General features: G+C 36.8%; 15 protein-coding genes. 10 read left to right on the top strand and 5 right to left on the bottom strand.

Features of this window, described 5'->3' with window-relative positions; translation table 11 throughout:
- Nucleotides 1-25: 25 nt before the first annotated feature.
- The 3 genes from FFO06_RS21670 to FFO06_RS18920 form a co-directional block, all read right to left on the bottom strand.
- Nucleotides 26-490, bottom strand: coding sequence for a hypothetical protein (locus tag FFO06_RS21670; RefSeq protein WP_201275491.1), 465 nt, complete (start codon nt 488-490; stop codon nt 26-28).
- Between the two features lie 1,242 nt (nt 491-1,732).
- Nucleotides 1,733-3,421, bottom strand: coding sequence for an NAD-binding protein (locus FFO06_RS18930; RefSeq protein ID WP_137909418.1), 1,689 nt, complete (start codon nt 3,419-3,421; stop codon nt 1,733-1,735).
- Nucleotides 3,422-3,929: 508 nt separating this feature from the next.
- Nucleotides 3,930-5,522, bottom strand: coding sequence for a peptide ligase PGM1-related protein (locus FFO06_RS18920; RefSeq protein ID WP_137909417.1), 1,593 nt, complete (start codon nt 5,520-5,522; stop codon nt 3,930-3,932).
- Between the two features lie 340 nt (nt 5,523-5,862).
- Here FFO06_RS18920 and FFO06_RS18915 point away from each other — a divergent pair, with 340 nt between their 5' ends.
- Both FFO06_RS18915 and FFO06_RS18910 read left to right on the top strand, forming a co-directional pair.
- Nucleotides 5,863-6,120, top strand: coding sequence for a hypothetical protein (locus tag FFO06_RS18915; RefSeq protein ID WP_137909416.1), 258 nt, complete (start codon nt 5,863-5,865; stop codon nt 6,118-6,120).
- Nucleotides 6,121-6,596: 476 nt separating this feature from the next.
- Complete coding sequence (locus FFO06_RS18910; RefSeq protein ID WP_137909415.1) at nt 6,597-8,081, top strand: site-2 protease family protein; 1,485 nt, start codon at nt 6,597-6,599, stop codon at nt 8,079-8,081.
- Between the two features lie 83 nt (nt 8,082-8,164).
- Here the strand turns inward: FFO06_RS18910 and FFO06_RS18905 are convergent, their stop codons facing one another.
- On the bottom strand, nt 8,165-9,382 hold the full coding sequence (locus tag FFO06_RS18905) for a glycoside hydrolase family 10-like protein (RefSeq protein WP_137909414.1): 1,218 nt from the start codon (nt 9,380-9,382) through the stop codon (nt 8,165-8,167).
- A 137-nt stretch (nt 9,383-9,519) separates the two neighbouring features.
- Between FFO06_RS18905 and FFO06_RS18900 the strand changes: the two genes are divergently transcribed.
- Nucleotides 9,520-10,176 carry a hypothetical protein gene (locus FFO06_RS18900; RefSeq protein ID WP_137909413.1) on the top strand — a complete coding sequence of 219 codons (657 nt, stop codon included), beginning with the start codon at nt 9,520-9,522 and terminating at the stop codon, nt 10,174-10,176.
- Nucleotides 10,177-10,231: 55 nt separating this feature from the next.
- Here FFO06_RS18900 and FFO06_RS18895 read toward each other — a convergent pair whose 3' ends face one another.
- The gene (locus FFO06_RS18895) at nt 10,232-11,416 is read right to left on the bottom strand and encodes an NAD(P)H-quinone oxidoreductase subunit H (protein ID WP_028083481.1); all 1,185 of its coding nucleotides are present in this window, start codon (nt 11,414-11,416) and stop codon (nt 10,232-10,234) included.
- A gap of 317 nt (nt 11,417-11,733) precedes the next feature.
- Here FFO06_RS18895 and FFO06_RS18890 point away from each other — a divergent pair, with 317 nt between their 5' ends.
- The 7 genes from FFO06_RS18890 (at nt 11,734) to FFO06_RS18860 (ending at nt 20,182) form a co-directional block, all read left to right on the top strand.
- Nucleotides 11,734-14,928, top strand: coding sequence for a type ISP restriction/modification enzyme (locus tag FFO06_RS18890; RefSeq protein ID WP_137909412.1), 3,195 nt, complete (start codon nt 11,734-11,736; stop codon nt 14,926-14,928).
- A 41-nt stretch (nt 14,929-14,969) separates the two neighbouring features.
- Nucleotides 14,970-15,401, top strand: coding sequence for a hypothetical protein (locus tag FFO06_RS18885; protein ID WP_199290986.1), 432 nt, complete (start codon nt 14,970-14,972; stop codon nt 15,399-15,401).
- Between the two features lie 22 nt (nt 15,402-15,423).
- The gene (locus FFO06_RS18880) at nt 15,424-15,849 is read left to right on the top strand and encodes a hypothetical protein (RefSeq protein ID WP_137909411.1); all 426 of its coding nucleotides are present in this window, start codon (nt 15,424-15,426) and stop codon (nt 15,847-15,849) included.
- Nucleotides 15,850-15,866: 17 nt separating this feature from the next.
- Nucleotides 15,867-16,766: a 16S rRNA (cytosine(1402)-N(4))-methyltransferase RsmH gene (gene rsmH, locus FFO06_RS18875; protein WP_137909410.1), complete on the top strand. Its 900-nt coding sequence runs from the start codon at nt 15,867-15,869 to the stop codon at nt 16,764-16,766.
- A gap of 168 nt (nt 16,767-16,934) precedes the next feature.
- Nucleotides 16,935-17,477 (top strand): hypothetical protein, encoded by a 543-nt coding sequence (locus FFO06_RS18870; RefSeq protein ID WP_137909409.1) that lies wholly within the window; start codon nt 16,935-16,937, stop codon nt 17,475-17,477.
- Between the two features lie 294 nt (nt 17,478-17,771).
- Nucleotides 17,772-18,236, top strand: a complete 465-nt coding sequence (locus tag FFO06_RS18865; RefSeq protein ID WP_137909408.1) for a hypothetical protein — start codon at nt 17,772-17,774, stop codon at nt 18,234-18,236.
- A gap of 65 nt (nt 18,237-18,301) precedes the next feature.
- Complete coding sequence (locus FFO06_RS18860; protein ID WP_137909407.1) at nt 18,302-20,182, top strand: ABC transporter ATP-binding protein; 1,881 nt, start codon at nt 18,302-18,304, stop codon at nt 20,180-20,182.
- The last annotated feature ends 356 nt before the right edge of the window (nt 20,183-20,538 follow it).

Below are 20,538 nucleotides of genomic sequence, written 5' to 3'. Positions count from 1 at the left end.
GACGTTTTTGGTGATTTACTGTTTCTCAAATGCCTTTTTTCACTTTATATGTTTGTTTTGATGCTCTCTTTAATTTTTTCTCTACGTAATTTACCTCTGTGACAGTTTGGGGTGCGGAATGTGGGATGTAATAAAGCTTCTCGGTTACGCCAAAACCACCAGAAGCTGATTCGCTGATAGTGTTTGCGATTGTGCCGGAAAAGGGAAGCAACGTTAAAGTAACGGTTTCATCCGACTCAATGAGTGTGTCTACAGTGGGGTCAATGGTTAAAGTGGCTGTACTTGCACCCGCAGCAAAGGTAATGGTTTTACCTGTTCCCGGTGTTGCTCCTGTATAATCGCTACTATCTGCTGTACCAGTGATACTATAGTTGACGGTTAAGGCACTGGTGGTAATTCCAGTTCTAGTGAAGGTGTAAACTAGGTTGGTTGTACCATCTTCAAAGACGCTACTTGGTGATAATTCCAGGGTAATGTTAGGAAAAGTCATATTTCACTCCATTCAAATTTACAAATCGCTGTTGAAATTAGCCAAATACTATCCCAAGACATCCTATATGATTATTTATCCTATAGGATTCTAAAACTACAAATCCAAAGAGTCTATTGACAAAGCAGACCCGCCTTTACAAGTATTACTTCCAAAGACACCTGTTGCTTGTTTAATTGTTCATGATGATAATCTTTACTAAAATAATTGTCACATAATTGATTTGAATTTGTCAACCCCAAATCCAAATTTTTTTTACTCAAGGCGGTATTGAAAAGCTGCCAGAAACTATTTAGTCCCTGGACATTCCCAAACTCCGGTTGGGAACGAGTTAATGATAATCAGCCAGAGCCAGGGCGGGCAGGATGCCCACAAAAGTTTAAATTTTAGGTAATTCCACGTAAAATATTTAACAACTTATTTTGTCAGTAATTTTGGGCGTTCTTGGGAGTATTTGCTGACTGTAATTTCAAATAATTTTCAATTTTTTTCGCATTTTATCAGTTAAGAGTATTGACTGGAGGCTGGGAATTTGCTATACTCAATACTGATAAGGAAGAACTATCTCGCCATAAAATCACCGAAAATACCATCTTCAGAAATTCTTACCCCTATTAATAATAAAACTCTTGTGGGGTGGGCATCCTGCCCGCCTATCTCTACCTTACCCAGATCATATATACCGTAATTTCAAATAATTTTCAATTTTTTTCGCATTTTATGAGTTAAGAGTATTGACTTGCGGCTGGGAATTTGCTATACTAAATCCTGATAAGGAAGAACTATCTCGCCATAAAATCACCGAAAATACCATCTTCACAAATTCTTATCCCTATTAATAAAACTCTTGTGGGGTGGGCATCCTGCCCGCCTATCTCTACCTTACCCAGATCATATATACTGTAAGTTCAAATAATTTTCAATTTTTTTCGCATTTTATGAGTTAAGGGTATTGACTTGCGGCTGGGAATTTGCTATAGTCAATCCTGATAAGGAAGAACTATCTCGCCATAAAATCACCGAAAATACCATCTTCACAAATTCTTATCCCTATTAATAATAAAACTCCTGTGGGGTGGGCATCCTGCCCGCCTATCTCTACCTTACCCAGATCATATATACTGTAAGTTCAAATAATTTTCAATATTTTTCGCATTTTATGAGTTAAGAGTATTGACTGGCGGCTGGGAATTTGCTATACTAAATCCTGATAAGGAAGAACTATCTCGCCATAAAAATATCCTAAACCCCAATTCCCCGTCCCTCTTCTCGCCATAATTGATTTAACCTAGTAGCGGGCATAGTTAAATACAGAACATCACCAGGGGCCAAAATAGTTTCCAATAAATCCCAGCCTTGGACAGTTTCGTGATTGATTTCCACATATAAAGGCACAAAATCCGCAGACTTAGCCACATCCTTCACCCACTCATCACAAAAAGGGTGTATAGGTGTAATCACAGTCGCAAAAGCTACCCATAAACTATCGGCGATCATGCCATTACCAATAATCCTACCACCAAGAGCCGCAGCAGCAAAAGCAGGAGCGGCTAATTCAGCGGGACTGAGTACAGCTTCAAAGTCAAATACCTGTTGCGCTATACCTGCGAAATCAGGATCAGCATAGTTGACAATTACAGGAATATTTGGCGCTAAAGCCTTAGCTTTGAGAGCAATTTCCAAATTCGTGGCATCATCACTAGTAACGGCTAAGACTGAGGTAGCAGTATCTATGTTACTCCTTTGTAAAGTAGCACGGAAACTAGCATCAGCCAGGATGACAGGAATACTCATGTCTCTTGCAGTAGTTACAAATCTGTTATTAGCGTCTGTTTCAATTACTACTACTTCATGGCCACTCAGATGGAGTTGTTGAACAATTTTAATACCAATACCACTTAAACCACAAACAATATAATGATGACGTTCAGGAATTCTGGCCGCATCTAAAAATTGCTTTAAACGACTACCCAGAATAAAATCTGTTAGCATAGCATACCAAATCCCAATCACCGCTGCCCCAATGAGCATAATCACAACGGTAAATAATTTAATACTATCCGGTGCATTTTCTACTACTTTATCATTGCCACCGGCTCCCGTAATCATGCCCACAGCAAAATATAGGGCATCTATAAAGGAGATACTATGTTTAGTGGAAATATAAGTAAATGTAGATAGTAGAATAATTACTAGTAGTGCAATGGCCATACCAGTAACAGATTGGGCGTGCTTCTGAAATTCCCTGATATTGGCAAATATTTTGACCAGTTTTCTGATTAGTGATTTACGCGGTTGACGAATGCGCGGTTGTGTGCCGATAATTAAGCGATCGCCTACTCTTAATTGTTGTTCTGATAAAACCGCAGAAACTAAATTCATTTTTCCCTGCACAGGTACATAATAAATTAGCATCCGCGTAGGATCTTCCCATAAATCACTGAGTTTTTTACTTTTCCAAGGATGATTTTCGTGAATATATTCCTCCTGAATTGGCCAAGTTTGCTGGAGTAATTTAATTTGTCCAATAGCTTTATTTCCCAAAGCTGCAAAAGTAAATACTGGTGCTGCTAAACCAACAACACTCATACTTAAATGGTTTGACAAGGTTTGATCCAAACGCTCACCTAAATTTGTATTATAAAAACGATTAATAATCCGAATTTGCGGGTTTAGAACTCGTGCTTGCATCATAATTGACAAATTTAGCGCATCCTCGGTAGTCGCAATTACTAGAGTATGTGCTTCTTTAATTCCCGCTGCTTGCAGGGTAGAAGCTGCTTGTAACTCACCAACAATCACATTAGCAGCGGTTTCTCCAGAAACGGGTTGGTGGTGAATACCGACAACGATAGCGCCCTGTTGTCTGAGTAATCGCAAAATCTTATATCCAGTACGTCCTAAGCCACAAACAATAATTCGAGGTTTCATACAACAGCAGCATAAAGCATAATATTTTATTTGTATAAAGGGCTATTACTTATTACGAAATAATTCATATAGCAGGAAATAGGGAATAGGGAATAGGTAATAGGTAACAGGTAACAGGTAACAGGTAACAGGTAACAGGTAACAGGTAACAGGTAACAGGTAACAGGAAATAGGGAATAGGTAACAGGTAACAGGAAATAGGGAATAGGAAATAGGTAATAGGTAGTAATATTGAAAGTCTTGATCTGATTAATTCTGACTTTCTTTTATTAATCTCTATTGTTGCTCAATTTGCCCGATAATAACTGTAACTGAACACACGATATTCACTTGATAGCAAATTAAAATTAAACTGCATAGAATATATTTATAGAATAATTGACCGCAGATAAACGCAGATAAATACGGATAATGATTATTCTGTGCAGTCTAACATAAAATTGGTATCAGATACTTCTATTTGAAAATTTTCTCAAGTCATAATTTTAGATTTGAGTTAATATTTCAGTTAGTAATTATATCCATCCCCGTTCATGGCAAAATTGTCATCAGCGAATATAGCATGATTATTATCATCGCTAGTTTCTTGATCAAGAACTTTAATAACTTTGTTATAAATATCTTCCGCTTCTTGGGGAGAATCACCAATACTTGTTAATCCTAATTTACCAAATTGAGAAAGACAACCCATGAGGTGAAATACCGTACCCGTCTCTGTGCCACTATCAAAATGTAGTCTATAATGGGCGATAATATCCATTAAGTCATTCGGTAATAATCCTCGATAACTGTCTTTTTGTAAATTATCTGTAGCAATATAATATTTAGGTCTTCCCTGTTGACTATAAAATAAACCATTGGATAAGTCATAACGACCATTAGTTAATAATTTTAAGGTCATAAATGGGTGAGTTGTTCCTCCTTTACGCAGGTTAATTTCAATGGCTTGAATATCCCATTCACCATGACCTTTGTCAACAGTAACAAAATCCACTGCAAATCTTTCTAAAGCCCCTTTTTCCGCCAATTTTTTGCCAACTTTTAAGCCTAATTCCTGTAATTCACAGCGATAATTTTCATCCGCAGGAAAGCGACAACCTATATAAATTTGTCCGTCTGGTCCTCCTAATATTTGGTCATGGGTAGACAGAATTTCCACCTCTCCAGTGGGTGTAATTCTACCTTGTACACTGGGAGAATCCTTGACTTCTCCTTCTATAAAAGCTTCGACTATTGCACCTAATTCGGGAATACGTTGGGAAAAATTTTCCCAGGTTTCTTGTGAGGATTGAAAACGTAAATTTAGGAAGCGATCGCTAATTGCTGCTACTCTTTGATTATGATCAGCTTTCCCCGGTGCAAAATTCATTATTGGTCTTAAATCTAAAAGTGCATTTCCTTCTCCTGAAAACCCTTCATTTAACTTAATTACCATTCTTTGTAATGTCGGTTGACGTTCCCACAAATCAGCCCCAGCATTAGCTAAATCTTCGCAATTTTTCACTAATTCACTACCATCTGGAAGAGGTACACCACTTTCTTGAAAAATCTGTCTACTCCCGCTTTTAGTTCCCCAAATTTGCAAATCCGGTGCAGCAGCATATAAAGGTACACCCAATTTTAGAGATAATTCCGATTCCCAAAATGTGGAATTATAACATACCATAAAAGCTTTATCTAACCGCAAAGCTTTGTGAATTCTTTCCAATAACCGGGGACGTTCTAATATTTTTTGACTTAGGGGTTTTAAAGAAGCATCATAAGTCGAAAGTAGTAATAAACGATGACGAGCGTGAGAAAAAGGAATACCAGGAAGTAATTGCAGATAATAATCAATAATGCTGGGATGCAGTGGCATTGATGTTACATAAATTAACCTAGTCCGGGGATTTCTTAACCGCATTAATGAGAAAAGCAATCTTTCCTCATAATGTTCACAGCCTTCTACCTTGAGTAATTCCCGTTGATCTATACTTAAAGAAGGAATAATTAAAATATCCGCTTCGCTATTGTCGAATAACTCGCTAGTTTTCCAGCGATCGCGTAATGTTAATTGTAAGTTACGAAATTTATCAATATTATCAATATTTAGTGTCACCATATCCCCGTCCCAATATTATCACCGATTTATATCTAATAATATACCCTAAGATAGAGCATCAATAGCGATCGTTAATGTATCTTTTTGTAACTTTATTAAAGATAAATTCTCAATAAAATAAATTACAAATACAAATAAATTAAGAGATAAAAATCTCCTCTTCCTCCACCTCTGTGTTCTCTGTGCCTGGAGTGGTTAGTGAAAAAAATACCAGCTTCCACATAAAAATTTGTAACTTAAACGTAATTACTCAAAACTTCAAACCAGAGAGAGATAAATAAATAGTTAATAACTAATATAATCTACAAACAAGAATAGATAAATAACAAAAAATCCAATTATGGTATCTTCACAACCATTACATGATATAGAATTAGTAAATTGTGCCAGAGCAAATGCTACCCAGGGCATAGAAACCGCTGCTTATCAGTGTGGTTATGGGGATAATATTAATACATTTGCTCAAGAATTACGCCAAGCTTGTGAAAAAATGAATTTACAAGTCAAAGAACTCAAAGAACTGATTACCGATCAGGATATAATCTTAAAAATGGGTTCTGGAGAAATTATTGCCCCTCAGACAGCATCAGAATTTTAACACTTTGCTCCTGTGCCGAATTTCATAACATAAAGATTGTATTTTGTCAAGTTTTTGGACTCTAAATTGTAGTGAGAACTTTAGTCCTCTCCTCCAGACGCTACATCAACAAAATAAGGGCTAAAGCCCTGGCTACCAACAAAAAATTAATCATAAATTATAATTTTTTGTGACAATTAATTATATAATATAATTCTTTAGTGTGTCGTGTCACCACAACGCGGTTTGATCAGAAAAAAATAAACAAAAATAAACTTACTTAACTTATTTATTGATTTTATCCTCAAAAACGGTAAAATATGGTAAAATATATAAAAAACAAAAAACAGACTTGTTCTAGTACACAAAGGCTGTCGTCAACCAAACATTAAAAATTTGACAAAAGCTTGTGTAATCTGCTTTATTTAAGTTTTAATTTTTAATTTTTAATTCCGCACTGCGGTACTAGCTTCGGTCTCAATAGCAAAGGTTTAGAGATGTTGACTTCATCGGAAACTCCTATAATTGCAGCCATTGTGCTGATAGCGTCCGGCATTTTAGGCTGGGGCTTTTATCGTGCCAGACCCTTTGGTAAACTGGGAATCTTGGCCTGGTTACAATCTGTCGTTTTAATGACTCCCTGGCTTTTGTTCTTTGGATTATTTGCTCTGGGTATTTATGTTAACATTGTCGGGATCTTGTTCTCAGTGATAGTTTCCGCTGGATTGTATATTTTCCTGGGCAGAAAGTTACGCCAAGCAGGTCAAGATGCTATTCTCAAGCAACGAGCCACAGAGCGCCTCGCTGCTCAAAGTTCATCAGTAGCCGATAAAAATATCCCAGCCGTGGTAGAATTACAGTCAGAACCGACTCCCATACCTGAAGCTGATTTAAGCTTAATTCGCGGTATTTTCGGCATTGATACATTTTTCGCTACGGAAACTATTCCCTACCAAGAAGGAGTAGTTTTTAAAGGTAATTTGCGCGGCGAACCAGAGGCTGTTCACAACCGCTTAACGAAGAGTTTGCAAGAACGGTTAAATGATAAATATCGACTGTTTTTGGTAGAAAATACTGACGGTAAACCAGTAATTATTGTTCTCCCTAGCCGCACTGACCCCCAACGGACTCAATTAGGACAAAAAGCCTTTGCGGTGATTTTGTTGATAGCAACTATGGCTACAAGTCTAGAAGTGGGAGGTATATTACAGAATTTTGATTTACTCAGTAACCCCGAACGTTTTGCAGAAGCTTTACCTATTGCTTTGGGCTTATTTGTCATTCTCATATCTCATGAAGTCGGACATTGGTTGTTAGCACGTCGTCACCAAGTACGGTTAAGTTGGCCGTTCTTTTTACCAGCGGTGCAGGTTGGCTCTTTTGGGGCAATTACTAGGTTTGAGTCCCTTGTCCCTAACCGGAATGCTTTGTTTGATATTGCTTTGGCAGGACCTGCTTTCGGTGGCATTACTTCCCTGTTATTATTGGTGGTAGGGTTGCTACTTTCCCACCCCGGCAGTTTATTCCAATTACCAAATCAGTTTTTTCAAGGTTCTATTTTAGTCGGTAGTTTAGCGCGGGTTGTCCTCGGTTCGGCTTTACATTCCCCTGTAGTCAATATTCATCCTTTGGTAATTATTGGTTGGCTAGGATTAGTCATTACTGCGTTAAATTTAATGCCCGCTGGACAATTGGACGGGGGGAGGATTGTACAAGCCATTTATGGGCGCAAAACCGCAGGGAGAACCACTTTTGCGACCATAGTTTTACTCGCTATCGTATCCCTGGGTAATCCCTTGGCTATGTATTGGGCAATTCTGATTTTGTTTTTACAACGCGATTTAGAACGTCCTAGTCTCAATGAAATTACTGAACCAGATGATGCTAGAGCAGCTTTATGTCTTTTGGCTCTGTTTCTAATGATTGCTACTCTTTTACCCTTGACCCCCGCTTTGGCTGGACGTTTGGGTATTGGTACGTAGGAATAAAGCAGAGCCTCTTAATAGCATTCCCAGTCTCCGACTGGGAACGAGATATTTAACGAGATATTTTCTTTACCAAGTTACTACGGTTGCCAATTTGCTAGTAAGTTGGGATAATTTGCTGGTGTGGGGAATATTTTTCGCCATGTTTGTTGACGTTGTTGGGGTTTTTCTTGGCTGATATTCCATAGGGTTTCATAGAAGAAAAAGGAAACACCAGCAAATTTCCTCTCGCGCACTTTCTCAACTTGGGTTTTTATTTGTTCTATGGAAACTGAACGATTTTTTAACCCACTTAAAATCCCAATACTTACGGGAATATGACTTTGGGCTAGTTTTACTTCTGGATATTCTAATTCGCTGATAAAGATGTTTAAATCATCACGATAAATCTGTAAAACCAAGTCTTCAATTATTCCCATTCTTTCCCATTTTTGCCAATCTGCTAGGAAATATTCATAGGAAAAACGCTGGGGATTTGGTGCCACGGAAACGATACAATCTTTTTTATTGGCTTTAATTGCTGTAAATACCTGCTTCATAAATGCGGTGATTTTGTTCGCTCTCCAATTTACCCATTCTGGATTTTTGAAGTCTGTGGGGGGAAGTTTACCTTGATGTTCTTGCTGGTATAATGCTGTAGTGTAGGCATCATATCCTAGTTCTGATGGTAAACCGAAATGATCATCAAATTGAATTCCATCAAGATCATAATTTTTAACTATTTCTACTATTAAATCTTGAATAAATTTTTGCACTTCGGGACGAAAGGGATTTAACCAAACTCGGTTATGTATTCCTTCTTTGACTATTCTTGTGCCATCTTTGCGATTTGTCAACCAACCAGGACGATTTTTAGCTAAAAGTGAATCAGCAGGTGCCATAAAGCCAAATTCAAACCAGGGAATTACTGTTAAATTTTGTTTATGTCCCTGGGTGATGATTTCTTTGAGCATATCTCGCTTTTGCAGTCCGGGGGTAGGGTCAACTGCTTTACCAATGACTTTGGCTGCTACTTTGCTAGGATACAATGTATATCCCCAATTCCAGACGGCGGGATAAACGGTGTTAAAGTTGAATTGCTGTAATGTTCGTAAACTCTGTTTTAATCGTTCTCTTGCAAATAAAACATCACTATCAATATTTGTTAACCATACTCCCCTTAATTCTGTAGAATTAGGCATTTGTGCTTTTAAGGAGAATGACGGCATAATGATAGCTATCATACTCATGGCCATGATAACCGCTAAAAATCCCAGTTTTCTAGTTTGATGTTGCCATTTGAGAAATATTTTTTTCATTAATTTCAATTAATTTAATTGCAAAACTTTGCCTTCTGTGCAATTTTACATTATTCTTAGGCATAATCTCGCAAATAACTATATTCTCCTCCTTGTTGTCTTGAGTCTAATTACCAGATTTTAATACTAAAATATCCATGAAAACATCTACAGCCCCTAACTATAGCCAACCACCTACCAACTACCCCCCCTCTGTCCCTCTCTACGTTTATCGGGAGTTGACAGCGGAGTTACAAGCAATACAATCCAAATTGGATGTAGTCACAAATCACAATCAAAAACTAGCCCAAGAAAATCAACAACTGCGTCAAGAAATTACCAAAGTGATTGAGTCTTGCTTAGAACTACAAAGGTTAGTTGATGCTTCAGCACCTAGTTCTCCCGTAGCACCTCAACTGAATAAAGAAGTCAAATCTTTAACGCAACTTCAACCTCCACTCAATAATAACCATGAGGTAACATATACAAATAAGCCGAAAGTTACCGCAGCACCCCCACGTCAAGAGACTAAACCCCAAAAAAAAGCAGTCATAAAAAATACACATTCTCAAAACCATCACCAGGGGGCGGCAGTATCTGGTACGGGTATTAACGCTACGGGGTCACAAAAGGTATTTATAGAAGAGAAAAAGGTACGCTTTTCTCGTCCTACCATGTCTAATACAAAGGAATTGAGTGGCTGGAATTTATTAATCACCATTGTATTAATTATGATTACTGGTTTTGCGGCTGGGTATGTAGTTGTTCGTCCTTTATTCCAAAATCATAGTCAACAATTTCAACTTAAACATTAGAAATATAGAGACGTTCCAGGAAACGTCTCTACTAAATTTGGTTGTTTCCTATTGATTATCTATCAACAGAACCCATAATTACGTCAATACTACCGAGAATAACAACAATATCTGCTACCTTCATTCCTCGGAGTAAATGGGGAAGAATTTGTAGGTTGTTGAAATCTGCGGCGCGAATTTTCCAGCGCCAGGGGAAAACATTATTATCACCAACTAGGTAAATTCCCAATTCTCCCTTACCACTTTCGACACGGGAGTAAATTTCACCTTTAGGAACTTTAAAAGTAGGAGCAACTTTTTTAGCCACGAACTGGTAATCAAAACCATCCCATTCAGATTTTTTTCCAGCCATTAACCGTTTCGCTTCCAGGTTTTCGTAAGGTCCTCCGGGTAATCCTGCAATAGCTTGGCGAATGATTTTTACAGATTCGCGCATTTCTCGCATCCGTACCATGTAGCGTGCAAGACAATCGCCAACAGTTTCCCACTGAACATCCCAATCAAAATCATCGTAACATTCATAGTGGTCAACCTTCCGTAAATCCCATTTTACCCCAGAAGCGCGTAACATCGGACCAGAAAGCCCCCAATTAATAGCTTCTTCACGGGTAATAGTTCCCAGGCCTTCAATACGGCGGCGGAAAATGGGGTTATTGGTAACTAAGCGTTCATACTCATCAACTTTGGGGATAAAGTAATCACAAAAATCTAAACACTTATCTACCCAACCATAGGGTAAGTCAACGGCCACACCACCAACACGGAAATAGTTATGATTAACCATGCGGTAGCCTGTAGCGGCTTCCCACAGATCATAAATCATTTCCCGTTCCCGGAATTGGTAGAAAAAGGGTGTTTGGGCGCCAACGTCAGCTAAGAATGGACCAAACCATAGGAGGTGGTTAGCAATGCGGTTGAGTTCCAGCATGATCACACGGATATAGCTGGCGCGTTTGGGTACGGTAATACCCGCTAATTTTTCCGGTGCGTTGACTGTCACCGCTTCATTAAACATCCCCGCAGCGTAGTCCCAACGGCTAACGTAGGGGACATACATGATTGTAGAACGGTTTTCGGCAATTTTCTCCATCCCCCGGTGTAAATAGCCTATAACTGGTTCACAGTCAACGACATCTTCACCATCTAAGGTCATGATTAAGCGCAAAACTCCGTGCATTGATGGGTGATGAGGACCCATATTTAGCACCATCGGTTCGGTGCGGGTTTCTATTCTACTCATAGATTTTGCTGTTCTCCCGTTGTGGATGTTGTCAATTGACCCGCTAAGATTAACTTGTACTTCAATTATTATAGGGAAGCTTGATATATAGGGGATTAAGAGTTTTGACTTTTTTCATGTATCAGATGATGATTGGTATTGAGTTCTTGACAATTATATCAATATTTGGGTAGTTTTGCTGGTTTTGGACTCGTAGTAACATAGATTTAATTTATAATTACCCTAATTAGTATCTATGGCTAATTTTTTTTAGCTCACCCAGAAGCGCGAGGTGCGAAGTTGGAAAAGCAGAGTTTTTTAAGGGGTATGATTCAGTTATGAAGTATTTGCAAGTTTATTTTCAGGAAGTGAATCAAGTTTATCATGGACAAAATGCTACTGAGCATAGTTATCGTCCAGCTTTGAAGAAGTTAATGGAGTCTTTAGATTCTGGTATTCAAGCTATTAATGAACCGAAAAGAATCGCTTGTGGTGCGCCGGATTTTGTGGTCAAAAATGGTGTTTTAGATGTTGGTCATATTGAGGCTAAAGATATTGGTGTTTCTCTGAAAAAAGCGGAAAAAACTGCTCAAATGGGGCGTTATTTTCAGGCTTTGGGTAATTTGATTTTAACTGATTATTTAGAGTTTCGTTGGTATGTCCAAGGAGAGTTAAAACTATCTGCTGCTTTGGGAACTATTGATAAAAACAAAAAAATCAAAGTTGATCAGGAAGGAATGCAGGAAGTTGACCAACTTTTGCAGCAATTTTTATTAGCTAAAGTTCCCCAAATCACGACACCCAAGGATTTAGCTAAACGTATGGCTAGTTTAGCTCAATTGATGAGAGATGCTATTAAAACAGCGTTGCATGATGTGGATAAAGGGGGAACTTTACGGGAACAGTTGGAATCATTTCAACGAGTATTAATTAAGGATTTAACCGTTGAACAATTTGCGGATATGTACGCCCAAACTATTTGTTATGGTTTATTTGCAGCGCGGTGTAATACTGATAATGTTCAGACTTTTTCACGGGAAACAGCAGCGTTTAAATTACCGAAAACTAACCCATTTTTAAGAAGTATTTTTGGACAAATAGCCGGACCTGATTTAGATGATAGAATTAGTTGGGCTGTAGATAATTTAGCGCGTATTCTCCAACAAACGGAAATGGCGGAAATTCTCAAAAATTTTGGTAAACGGACTCGCACAGAAGACCCTGTTGTCCATTTTTATGAAACGTTTTTGGCGGAATATGACCCGAAAATGCGAGAATCAAGAGGGGTTTATTATACTCCTGAACCTGTGGTTAATTATATTGTCAAAAGTGTAGATTATATTCTCAAACATAAGTTTAATATTAGTAAGGGTTTAGCAGATTCTAAAAAGATTAAAGTTCCTAATCCCAAGGGTGAGGGAACTATCGAAACCCATCAAGTTTTGATTTTAGATCCTGCGGTGGGAACGGGAACTTTTATTCACAATGTCATTGATTTTATTTATGATAAGTTTAAAAATCAAAAGGGAATGTGGTCAAGTTATGTTAGTCAACATTTATTACCGCGATTATTTGGTTTTGAGTTATTAATGGCTCCCTATACTGTAGCACATATAAAATTAGTTTTACAGTTGCAAGAATTGGGTTATGATTTTAGTTCTGAGGAACGGTTAAGGATTTATTTAACTAATACCTTACAAGAGGCTTTTCAAATTCCTCCTGCTGATGGTTTTATGAACAGAATTAGAAATGAAGCAGAAGCAGCAAAGGATGTAAAACAAGATGTTCCTGTGATGGTCATTTTAGGAAATCCTCCTTATTCTTATGAATCTATAAATACTGATCCTTGGATTGTCGGGTTAGTTAGGGATTATTATCAAGTAGACGGTAAACCTTTAGGAGAAAGAAACCCCAAAGGATTATTAGATGATTATGTAAAGTTTATCCGTTTTGCTCAACATCGAGTTTCGGAAACGGGTTATGGTATTGTGGCTTTAATTACGAATCATGGTTATTTAGATAATCCCACTTTTCGGGGAATGCGTCAAAATTTGATGCAAACTTTTGATGAGATTTATGTTTTAGATCTACATGGTAATAGCAAGAAGAAAGAAGTTTGTCCTGACGGTTCACAGGATAAAAATGTTTTTGATATTCAGCAAGGGGTAGCAATCAGTATTTTTATTAAATATGAACATAGTCAGCAAAAATTAGCAACAGTTTATCATGCTGATTTATGGGGTATGAGGGAGGTTTATGAAAATAAGGAGTTGGTTGGAGGTAAGTATCATTGGTTAGCTGAAAATGATATTAGTTCAACTGAGTGGAAGGTTTTGCAACCTCAAACTGAATTTTATTTATTTAGTCCTCAGAATACCGATTTATTACCAGAATATGAACAGGGACGGAGAATTATTGATATTATGCCAGTTAATTCTGCTGGTGTCAAAACTCATCGAGATCACTTTGTATTTGATTTTGAAATTTCGTATCTTCACCAACGAATCAAAAATTTCCGAGATTTAAATATTAGTGATTCTCAAATACAAAGTGAATATTTACTACAAGAAACAAGTGATTGGCAATTATATCAGCAAAGAAGAATTTTATCATCTTGTGTAAATTGGAAAGAGTTTTTTGTTAAATGTCTTTATCGTCCTTTTGATTTTAGAGAGTATTATCATCATTCTAGTGTTGTCAATAGACCTAGACAGGAAATTATGCAACATTTTATGAATGTTCACAGTAATATTGGGTTATTAATTTCCAGACAAGTAGTTAAAGATTTTAGACATATATTTTGTACTGATACAATAGCAAATATTAATGCTTTAGATACAGCCGGTAAATTTGGTGGTGGTCCTATCATACCTCTCTATCTTTACCCAACCAATACCCCAACTTTATTTGATTCTACACCAACTAATGCACCTGGAGAACGTAAACCGAATTTATCCCCAGAATTTATTACACAATTCTCTCAAAAACTAGATTTAGAATTTATTTCTGATGGAAAAGGAGATAAAACTAAAACCTTTGGACCAGAGGATATTTTTAATTACATTTACGCTATCTTTCATGCTCCTATTTACCGTCAACGTTACGCCGAATTTTTAAAGATTGATTTTCCTCGTGTTCCTTTAACCGCCAATGCTGCACTTTTTTGGGAATTAGTGATCAAAGGTGATAAACTAGTCAAATACCATTTAATGAAGGAAACCGGAACAGAAATTTCTACCTATCCTATTCCTGGTTCTGATATGGTCGAACAAGTCAAATATCATGAAAATCATCAACAAATCTGGATAAATGCTGAACAGTATTTTGATCAAGTTCCGCAACAAATCTGGAATTTTTATATTGGTGGTTATCAAGTTTGTCAAAAATGGTTGAAAGACAGAAAAGGAAGACAATTAAATTTTGATGATATTAGTCATTATCAAAATATTATTTCCATCATATCGGAGACTATTAAGATTATGGAAAATATTGATCAAATCATTGACAAATATGGCGGTTTTCCGTTAGAATGAAATAAAAAAGGTGTTCATTTTCAGCTATAAAGATTAAGAAATTGTCTAATATTCCAGCATCTAACCCCAATCAAGCAAATGGTGAAATCTCTCTTAATGATAGATGGTCTTATCTTAATCAATATGAGAAAAAATATCTCAAAGAAGCTATGAAAGCTTATGATAAAATTATAGAATCAAAAGACGATATTCTCAAAATAGCCAATCGGTATCAATTAAATTGTGAGGATATTGAACGAGCTAAACAGTATGCTTTTGGTAGGGGAGTGTTACAATATCAATTTATCCCTGATTTGCGTATGGCTGAAAGTTGGGAAAGAATGACACTAGGAGAAGAAATTGATAGTGATGAGGTTTTACTAAAGCATGAAATTCTTGAATCAGATTTGGTAATTAATCAAGGTATGAATCAATTAGATGCTCATAAAATAGCTCAAAATAAATACCCTTGGTCTATAATGATAACTAAATGATAACTAAAGCAGATAAGCAAAAATGAACAAAACATCTGAACAAAAATTTTTAGAAGCCTTAGATATTTGTCAATTATTAATTGATTTTAAATATCGTCCTACCAATTTAACCTATCAAGCAATAGAGTTATTTTGTGATATCGGTAAAAATCCTCTTGAATTATTAGAATTATGTCAAAAATATTCTGGTAGGATTGAAAAAATATGCGAAGTTATTCATGAATATGGCACAAGTATAGATAATTGGCGTGTTGATTGTCCCCTTGGTTTTGGTGTAAAAGATCATTGTAGCTTTTTGAGTTTTTTTCTCAATCTTGATCCTTGCCAATTTGAATATTTTACAGACAATTTTACCACATTAGAACAAATTGCGGAACTATTTAAAGATTGGAAAGGAATTGATTTTAATTCTGTCATTAAAAAGCAAAAAGTAGTTACATTTTCATAAATTAATAAAATAAATTAATGAGCAAATCAGATTTACAAAACTCACTAGATTTAGAAGAAATTACATTTTCCCATATTCCCGTTCTCAGTCAAGAAGTAATCACAGGTTTAAATATCCAACCTCGTGGACATTATTTAGATTTAACCGTTGGTGGTGGAGGTCACAGTCGCTTAATCTTAGCAACTGCTGAAGATGTGAAAATTACCGCTGTTGACCAAGATTTAGATGCTTTAAATGCAGCCAAAGAGAATTTAGCGGAATTTGGAAATAGAGTGAATTTTATTCATAGCAACTTTGCAAATTACCAATTTCTAGAAAGTACATATCATGGAATTTTAGCAGATTTGGGAGTAAGTTCATATCATTTAGATCATCCAGAACGAGGTTTTAGTTTTAGAAATACTGCTAATTTAGATATGCGTATGAACCAACAACAGTCCCTCACCGCTGGAGATATTATCAATGAATGGGACGAAAAAGAATTGGCGGATATTTTCTTTAAATATGGTGAAGAGAGACTTTCCAGAAAAATAGCTAGAAGAATAGTAGAAAATCGCCCATTTAATACTACTACAGAATTAGCAAATGCGATCGCCTACTCTGTCCCTCCTAAATATCGCTACGGAAGAATACACCCTGCAACCCGTGTTTTCCAAGCCCTGCGAATAGCAGTCAATGATGAATTAACAGTCTTAGAAACCTTAATAGAAAAAGCACCAACAGCCCTTATTCCCGGCGGAAAAATAGCAATTATCAGTTTTCACAGCTTAGAAGATAGAATAGTTAAACACGGTTTAAGAAACTTACCCTTCTTGCGAATTTTAACAAAAAAACCAATTATGGCTACGGAAGCGGAAATAAAAGAAAACCCCCGTTCTCGTTCTGCTAAGTTGAGAATAGCACAAAAAGAAATTTGACGATGATTGATACTTTTAAACTCTCTCTTTGTCCCTGGTTTAGCCTTAACACTCTTTTTTGAACTAACCACTCCAGGCACGGAGGACAGGGAGTGAAGAAAATTCTTGACTGAATTATCTACTGTTGTTATATGCTATATTTTGATGTTTTGAATCAGAAATTGAGTTATGAAGAAAAACCCGATAGTATTGATGTTTAGCACTATGATTATTGGTTTGGGATTTTTACCGTCTTTAGCGCAAGCGAAACCTCCTAAACCTCCTGCTTCTGATACCCAAGTCGCAGCCATGGTGGAAGCTTTGCGACTAGCTGCACCGAAAACGAAAAAGCGCAATGATGGATATTATAGTGAATGGCAAGTTAAACCGGACACTCTCAAAGGTTGGACGAGAAATTGTCTGAAAAAAGAATTAACACCAACTCAGTTTGAAAATGATCCCAAGGTAGCCCGTCAAGTTGTTTCTTGTATCACCACCCGTGAGTTAAATAAGCAATTTGCAGCCACTAAAAACGATGAGACTGCTGCTGTGCGTGGTGTTGCTTGTTGGTGGATGACTGGTAACTATACGGGCTGCGATAAGGGCTTTACGGCTGGTTATGTGCAGCAGGTGGTTCGCTTTTACAAGCAAGAAGTTTCTAAACCAGCAGCGGTAACTCCTGCACCACAAAAAACCCCAAATAAAAACCCAAATAAAAATAATTCAAATTAGGTTTATTTATTCCTGATGATACTTTTAAAATATCCTGTTAAAGGTCAGGGAATTTATTATTAGGATATGGCTATTGGCCTAATTCTTGTATAGGGGTAATCCAGGAATTACCCCTAATTTCTGTTTTTTCTGTTTTGCTTATTGAATATGAAATAACTGGGACAGAAAGAACAAATAAAATATTAAATTTACCCAAAATAAAAGTAAAAATGATCCCACATTTGCTAAAATTACTTAATGCTAAACCAAAAATTAACAGATAATTGCCGGCATAATTAAAGGAGGATTTATCCAATGAATAAAGTATTAAATGAAACTCTGTCTCATCAAGTTGCAAACACTATCAAAAGTAAAGCCAAAAAACCTTTTGATAATGCTTATAAAGCGGTTTTAGTGACTGAGGGGGCAAAGTATGTACAAGGCTTTTTAGTATTTGCGGGTAAGCCATATAAACCCGTTGAACATGGTTGGATTGAAGTTAATGATGTGATTATTGATCCTACACTTCCTTTTCTCCAAAAAAAGCCCCAAGAACTTTATTATTTTCCGGCTCAAAGTCTCAGTGTTAAGAAGTTAAAAGCCGTAATTGAAGAATCTCAGGAAGATTATCCAGAGGATGATCCTTTACCTATTTATGGTGAAGCGCCTTATGATTATTATGGTGATGTTATGTTGGGTGGCCAAGAATATTTGCTGGCCTATCAAGCCGCAGAGATCAAGTGTCAAGAAATCAATGGTTTAATTTTTGAAAAAAATTAGTTAGCATTCAGTTACAATTCTACTTTTGCAAGTTCTAACGGTTTTCAATTTCCTATTTCCTATTTATGAGCATCTACCCATCTCAAGTTAAATCGGATACGGTATACCGCCCTCGAGAAAATGACTGGCGGTTATTTTTGCGCTTAGTACCCTATGGTCGTCGTTATGGCAAATTATTGGCAGTATCTATGTTACTGCTAATTCCTATTGCTGTTGCTAGTGCTATTAAACCCATGTTAGTCGGACAAGCAGTTTCTCTAATTCGCAAAGAACCAAGTACATATCAATTTTTGCAAAATATGCCCCTGTGGCAGGGTTTAAATATTCTCATTGGGATGTTACTGATAGCAACGGCTATCCGCTTAGTATTAATAGGTGTACAAGGTTATTTAGTTCAGAAATTAGGACAAAAAATCACAGCAGCTATTCGTGAGGATTTATTTGATCATGTGACATCTTTAGCTGTACGTTTTTTTGACAGTACACCCGTAGGTAAATTAATTACTAGACTTACTAGTGATGTAGAAAGTTTAGGAGATGTTTTTTCGACTGGGGCTATAGGTATTATTTCTGATTTATTATCTATGGTAGTGATTATTGGATTGATGTTTTCAATTCAATGGCAACTTGCTTGTTTGTTGATATTTATTCTTTTCCCAGTCACTTGGTTAATAATTTATTTCCAACAGCAATATCGAGCAGCTAATTATAAAAGCAGAGAAGAACTTTCTCAACTAAATTCTCAACTCCAAGAAAATATTGTTGGTATTAATGTAGTCCAATTATTCCGCCGAGAAAAAGTTAATTTGGAGTTATTTCGGGCTGCTAATCAACGTTATGTTAGGGAAGTAGATACTAGTATTTGGTTTGATTCAGCGGTTTCGTCCACCTTAGAATGGGTTGCTTTAATTGCTATTGCTGGGGTATTATGGTTAGGTGGCGGGTTATTGTTAGATCAACAAATCACCTTTGGGATTTTATCGGCATTTATTTTATATGCCCAACAATTCTTTGAACCGTTGCGGAATTTTGCCGAAAAATTTACCGTGATTCAATCTGGTTTTACGGCTATTGAACGGGTAATTGATATTTTAGATGAACCCATCGAAATTAAAGATTACCCAGGTTCAGAAAGTTTCAATAAAAATTTTGAATTTGGTTACATTGATCAGATCATCTCTAAGTTAGAAACTCAAGATTTTACACCTATTCCCGCCTTGGGGGAAATTAAGTTTGAAAATGTTTCCTTTGCGTATAAAGATGATGATTATGTGATTAAAAATTTAGACTTTACTATTTACCCAGGGGAAAAAGTCGCTTTAGTCGGTCCGACAGGTGCGGGGAAAAGTTCGATTATTCGCTTGTTGTGTCGTCTTTATGAACCAACTCAAGGACGTATTCTAATTGACGGTGTGGATATCCGCGAAATTCCCCAAAGGGAACTGCGAAGTTATATGACGGTAATTTTGCAGGAGGCGTTTTTGTTTGCGGGTGATGTGAAAAGTAACATTACTTTAGGTGATGATTACAGTTTTGCAGAAATTGAACAAGCAGCGGTGAGAACCAATGTTGCAGCGTTTATTAATCAACTACCCCAGGGTTATGATACTCAATTGCGAGAACGGGCGACAAATATTTCTAGTGGTCAAAAACAACTTTTAGCCTTTGCGCGGGCTGCTATTCGTAACCCTGAAATTTTGGTGCTAGATGAAGCTACAGCTAGTTTGGACGTGGGGACTGAGTCTTTGGTTCAAGAGGCTTTAAATCAGTTGCTGATAGGGCGTACAGCAATTATTATTGCTCACCGTTTGTCTACGATTCGTAATGTAGACCGGATTTTTGTGTTGAAGCGGGGAGAATTGATTGAACAGGGTAGTCATGAAGAATTGTTGCAACAAGAGGGATTTTATGCTACTTTGCACAATTTGCAAATGTTAGGAATTTAACAACAACTGAATCAATACCTTGACGATTTTTTTGTAAGTGGGGTTTGAAACGGTTGAACAAACCTCAAACCCACCTACGAATCAGGGCTTTTTTAATTTGGCCAAGGTATTGTTGAATGAGATCCAAAATTTACTTAAAAAAGTATACACCGAAAAACTTGTGACTCTATTCCCTCTTCATTATTCATCTAAACCTCCTGGTGATGGGAGGAATGGAGGGTTAATTGTGAACCCACATTCCGCACCCTGAACTGTCACAGATCAAAAAAGCAGAGATAGTAGTACATAATAACTAACGATCAATTAAAGAGAAATAAGCTTAATGAGAATACATATCATTAAAAGGGGGGTGGTGT

This window comes from Dolichospermum planctonicum, from assembly GCF_005402965.1.
GTDB lineage: Bacteria > Cyanobacteriota > Cyanobacteriia > Cyanobacteriales > Nostocaceae > Dolichospermum > Dolichospermum planctonicum.
The sequence above is the reverse complement of the archived record's forward strand: the minus strand, read 5'-3'. Positions and strand labels throughout refer to the sequence as shown.

Bases quoted from the DNA above. Each gene is read 5' to 3' on its own strand.
- FFO06_RS21670 (WP_201275491.1), bottom strand. From the start codon at position 490: ATGACTTTTCCTAACATTACCCTGGAATTATCACCAAGTAGCGTCTTT.
- FFO06_RS18930 (WP_137909418.1), bottom strand. From the start codon at position 3,421: ATGAAACCTCGAATTATTGTTTGTGGCTTAGGACGTACTGGATATAAG.
- FFO06_RS18920 (WP_137909417.1), bottom strand. From the start codon at position 5,522: ATGGTGACACTAAATATTGATAATATTGATAAATTTCGTAACTTACAA.
- FFO06_RS18915 (WP_137909416.1), top strand. From the start codon at position 5,863: ATGGTATCTTCACAACCATTACATGATATAGAATTAGTAAATTGTGCC.
- FFO06_RS18910 (WP_137909415.1), top strand. From the start codon at position 6,597: ATGTTGACTTCATCGGAAACTCCTATAATTGCAGCCATTGTGCTGATA.
- FFO06_RS18905 (WP_137909414.1), bottom strand. From the start codon at position 9,382: ATGAAAAAAATATTTCTCAAATGGCAACATCAAACTAGAAAACTGGGA.
- FFO06_RS18900 (WP_137909413.1), top strand. From the start codon at position 9,520: ATGAAAACATCTACAGCCCCTAACTATAGCCAACCACCTACCAACTAC.
- FFO06_RS18895 (WP_028083481.1), bottom strand. From the start codon at position 11,416: ATGAGTAGAATAGAAACCCGCACCGAACCGATGGTGCTAAATATGGGT.
- FFO06_RS18890 (WP_137909412.1), top strand. From the start codon at position 11,734: ATGAAGTATTTGCAAGTTTATTTTCAGGAAGTGAATCAAGTTTATCAT.
- FFO06_RS18880 (WP_137909411.1), top strand. From the start codon at position 15,424: ATGAACAAAACATCTGAACAAAAATTTTTAGAAGCCTTAGATATTTGT.
- rsmH (WP_137909410.1), top strand. From the start codon at position 15,867: ATGAGCAAATCAGATTTACAAAACTCACTAGATTTAGAAGAAATTACA.
- FFO06_RS18870 (WP_137909409.1), top strand. From the start codon at position 16,935: ATGAAGAAAAACCCGATAGTATTGATGTTTAGCACTATGATTATTGGT.
- FFO06_RS18865 (WP_137909408.1), top strand. From the start codon at position 17,772: ATGAATAAAGTATTAAATGAAACTCTGTCTCATCAAGTTGCAAACACT.
- FFO06_RS18860 (WP_137909407.1), top strand. From the start codon at position 18,302: ATGAGCATCTACCCATCTCAAGTTAAATCGGATACGGTATACCGCCCT.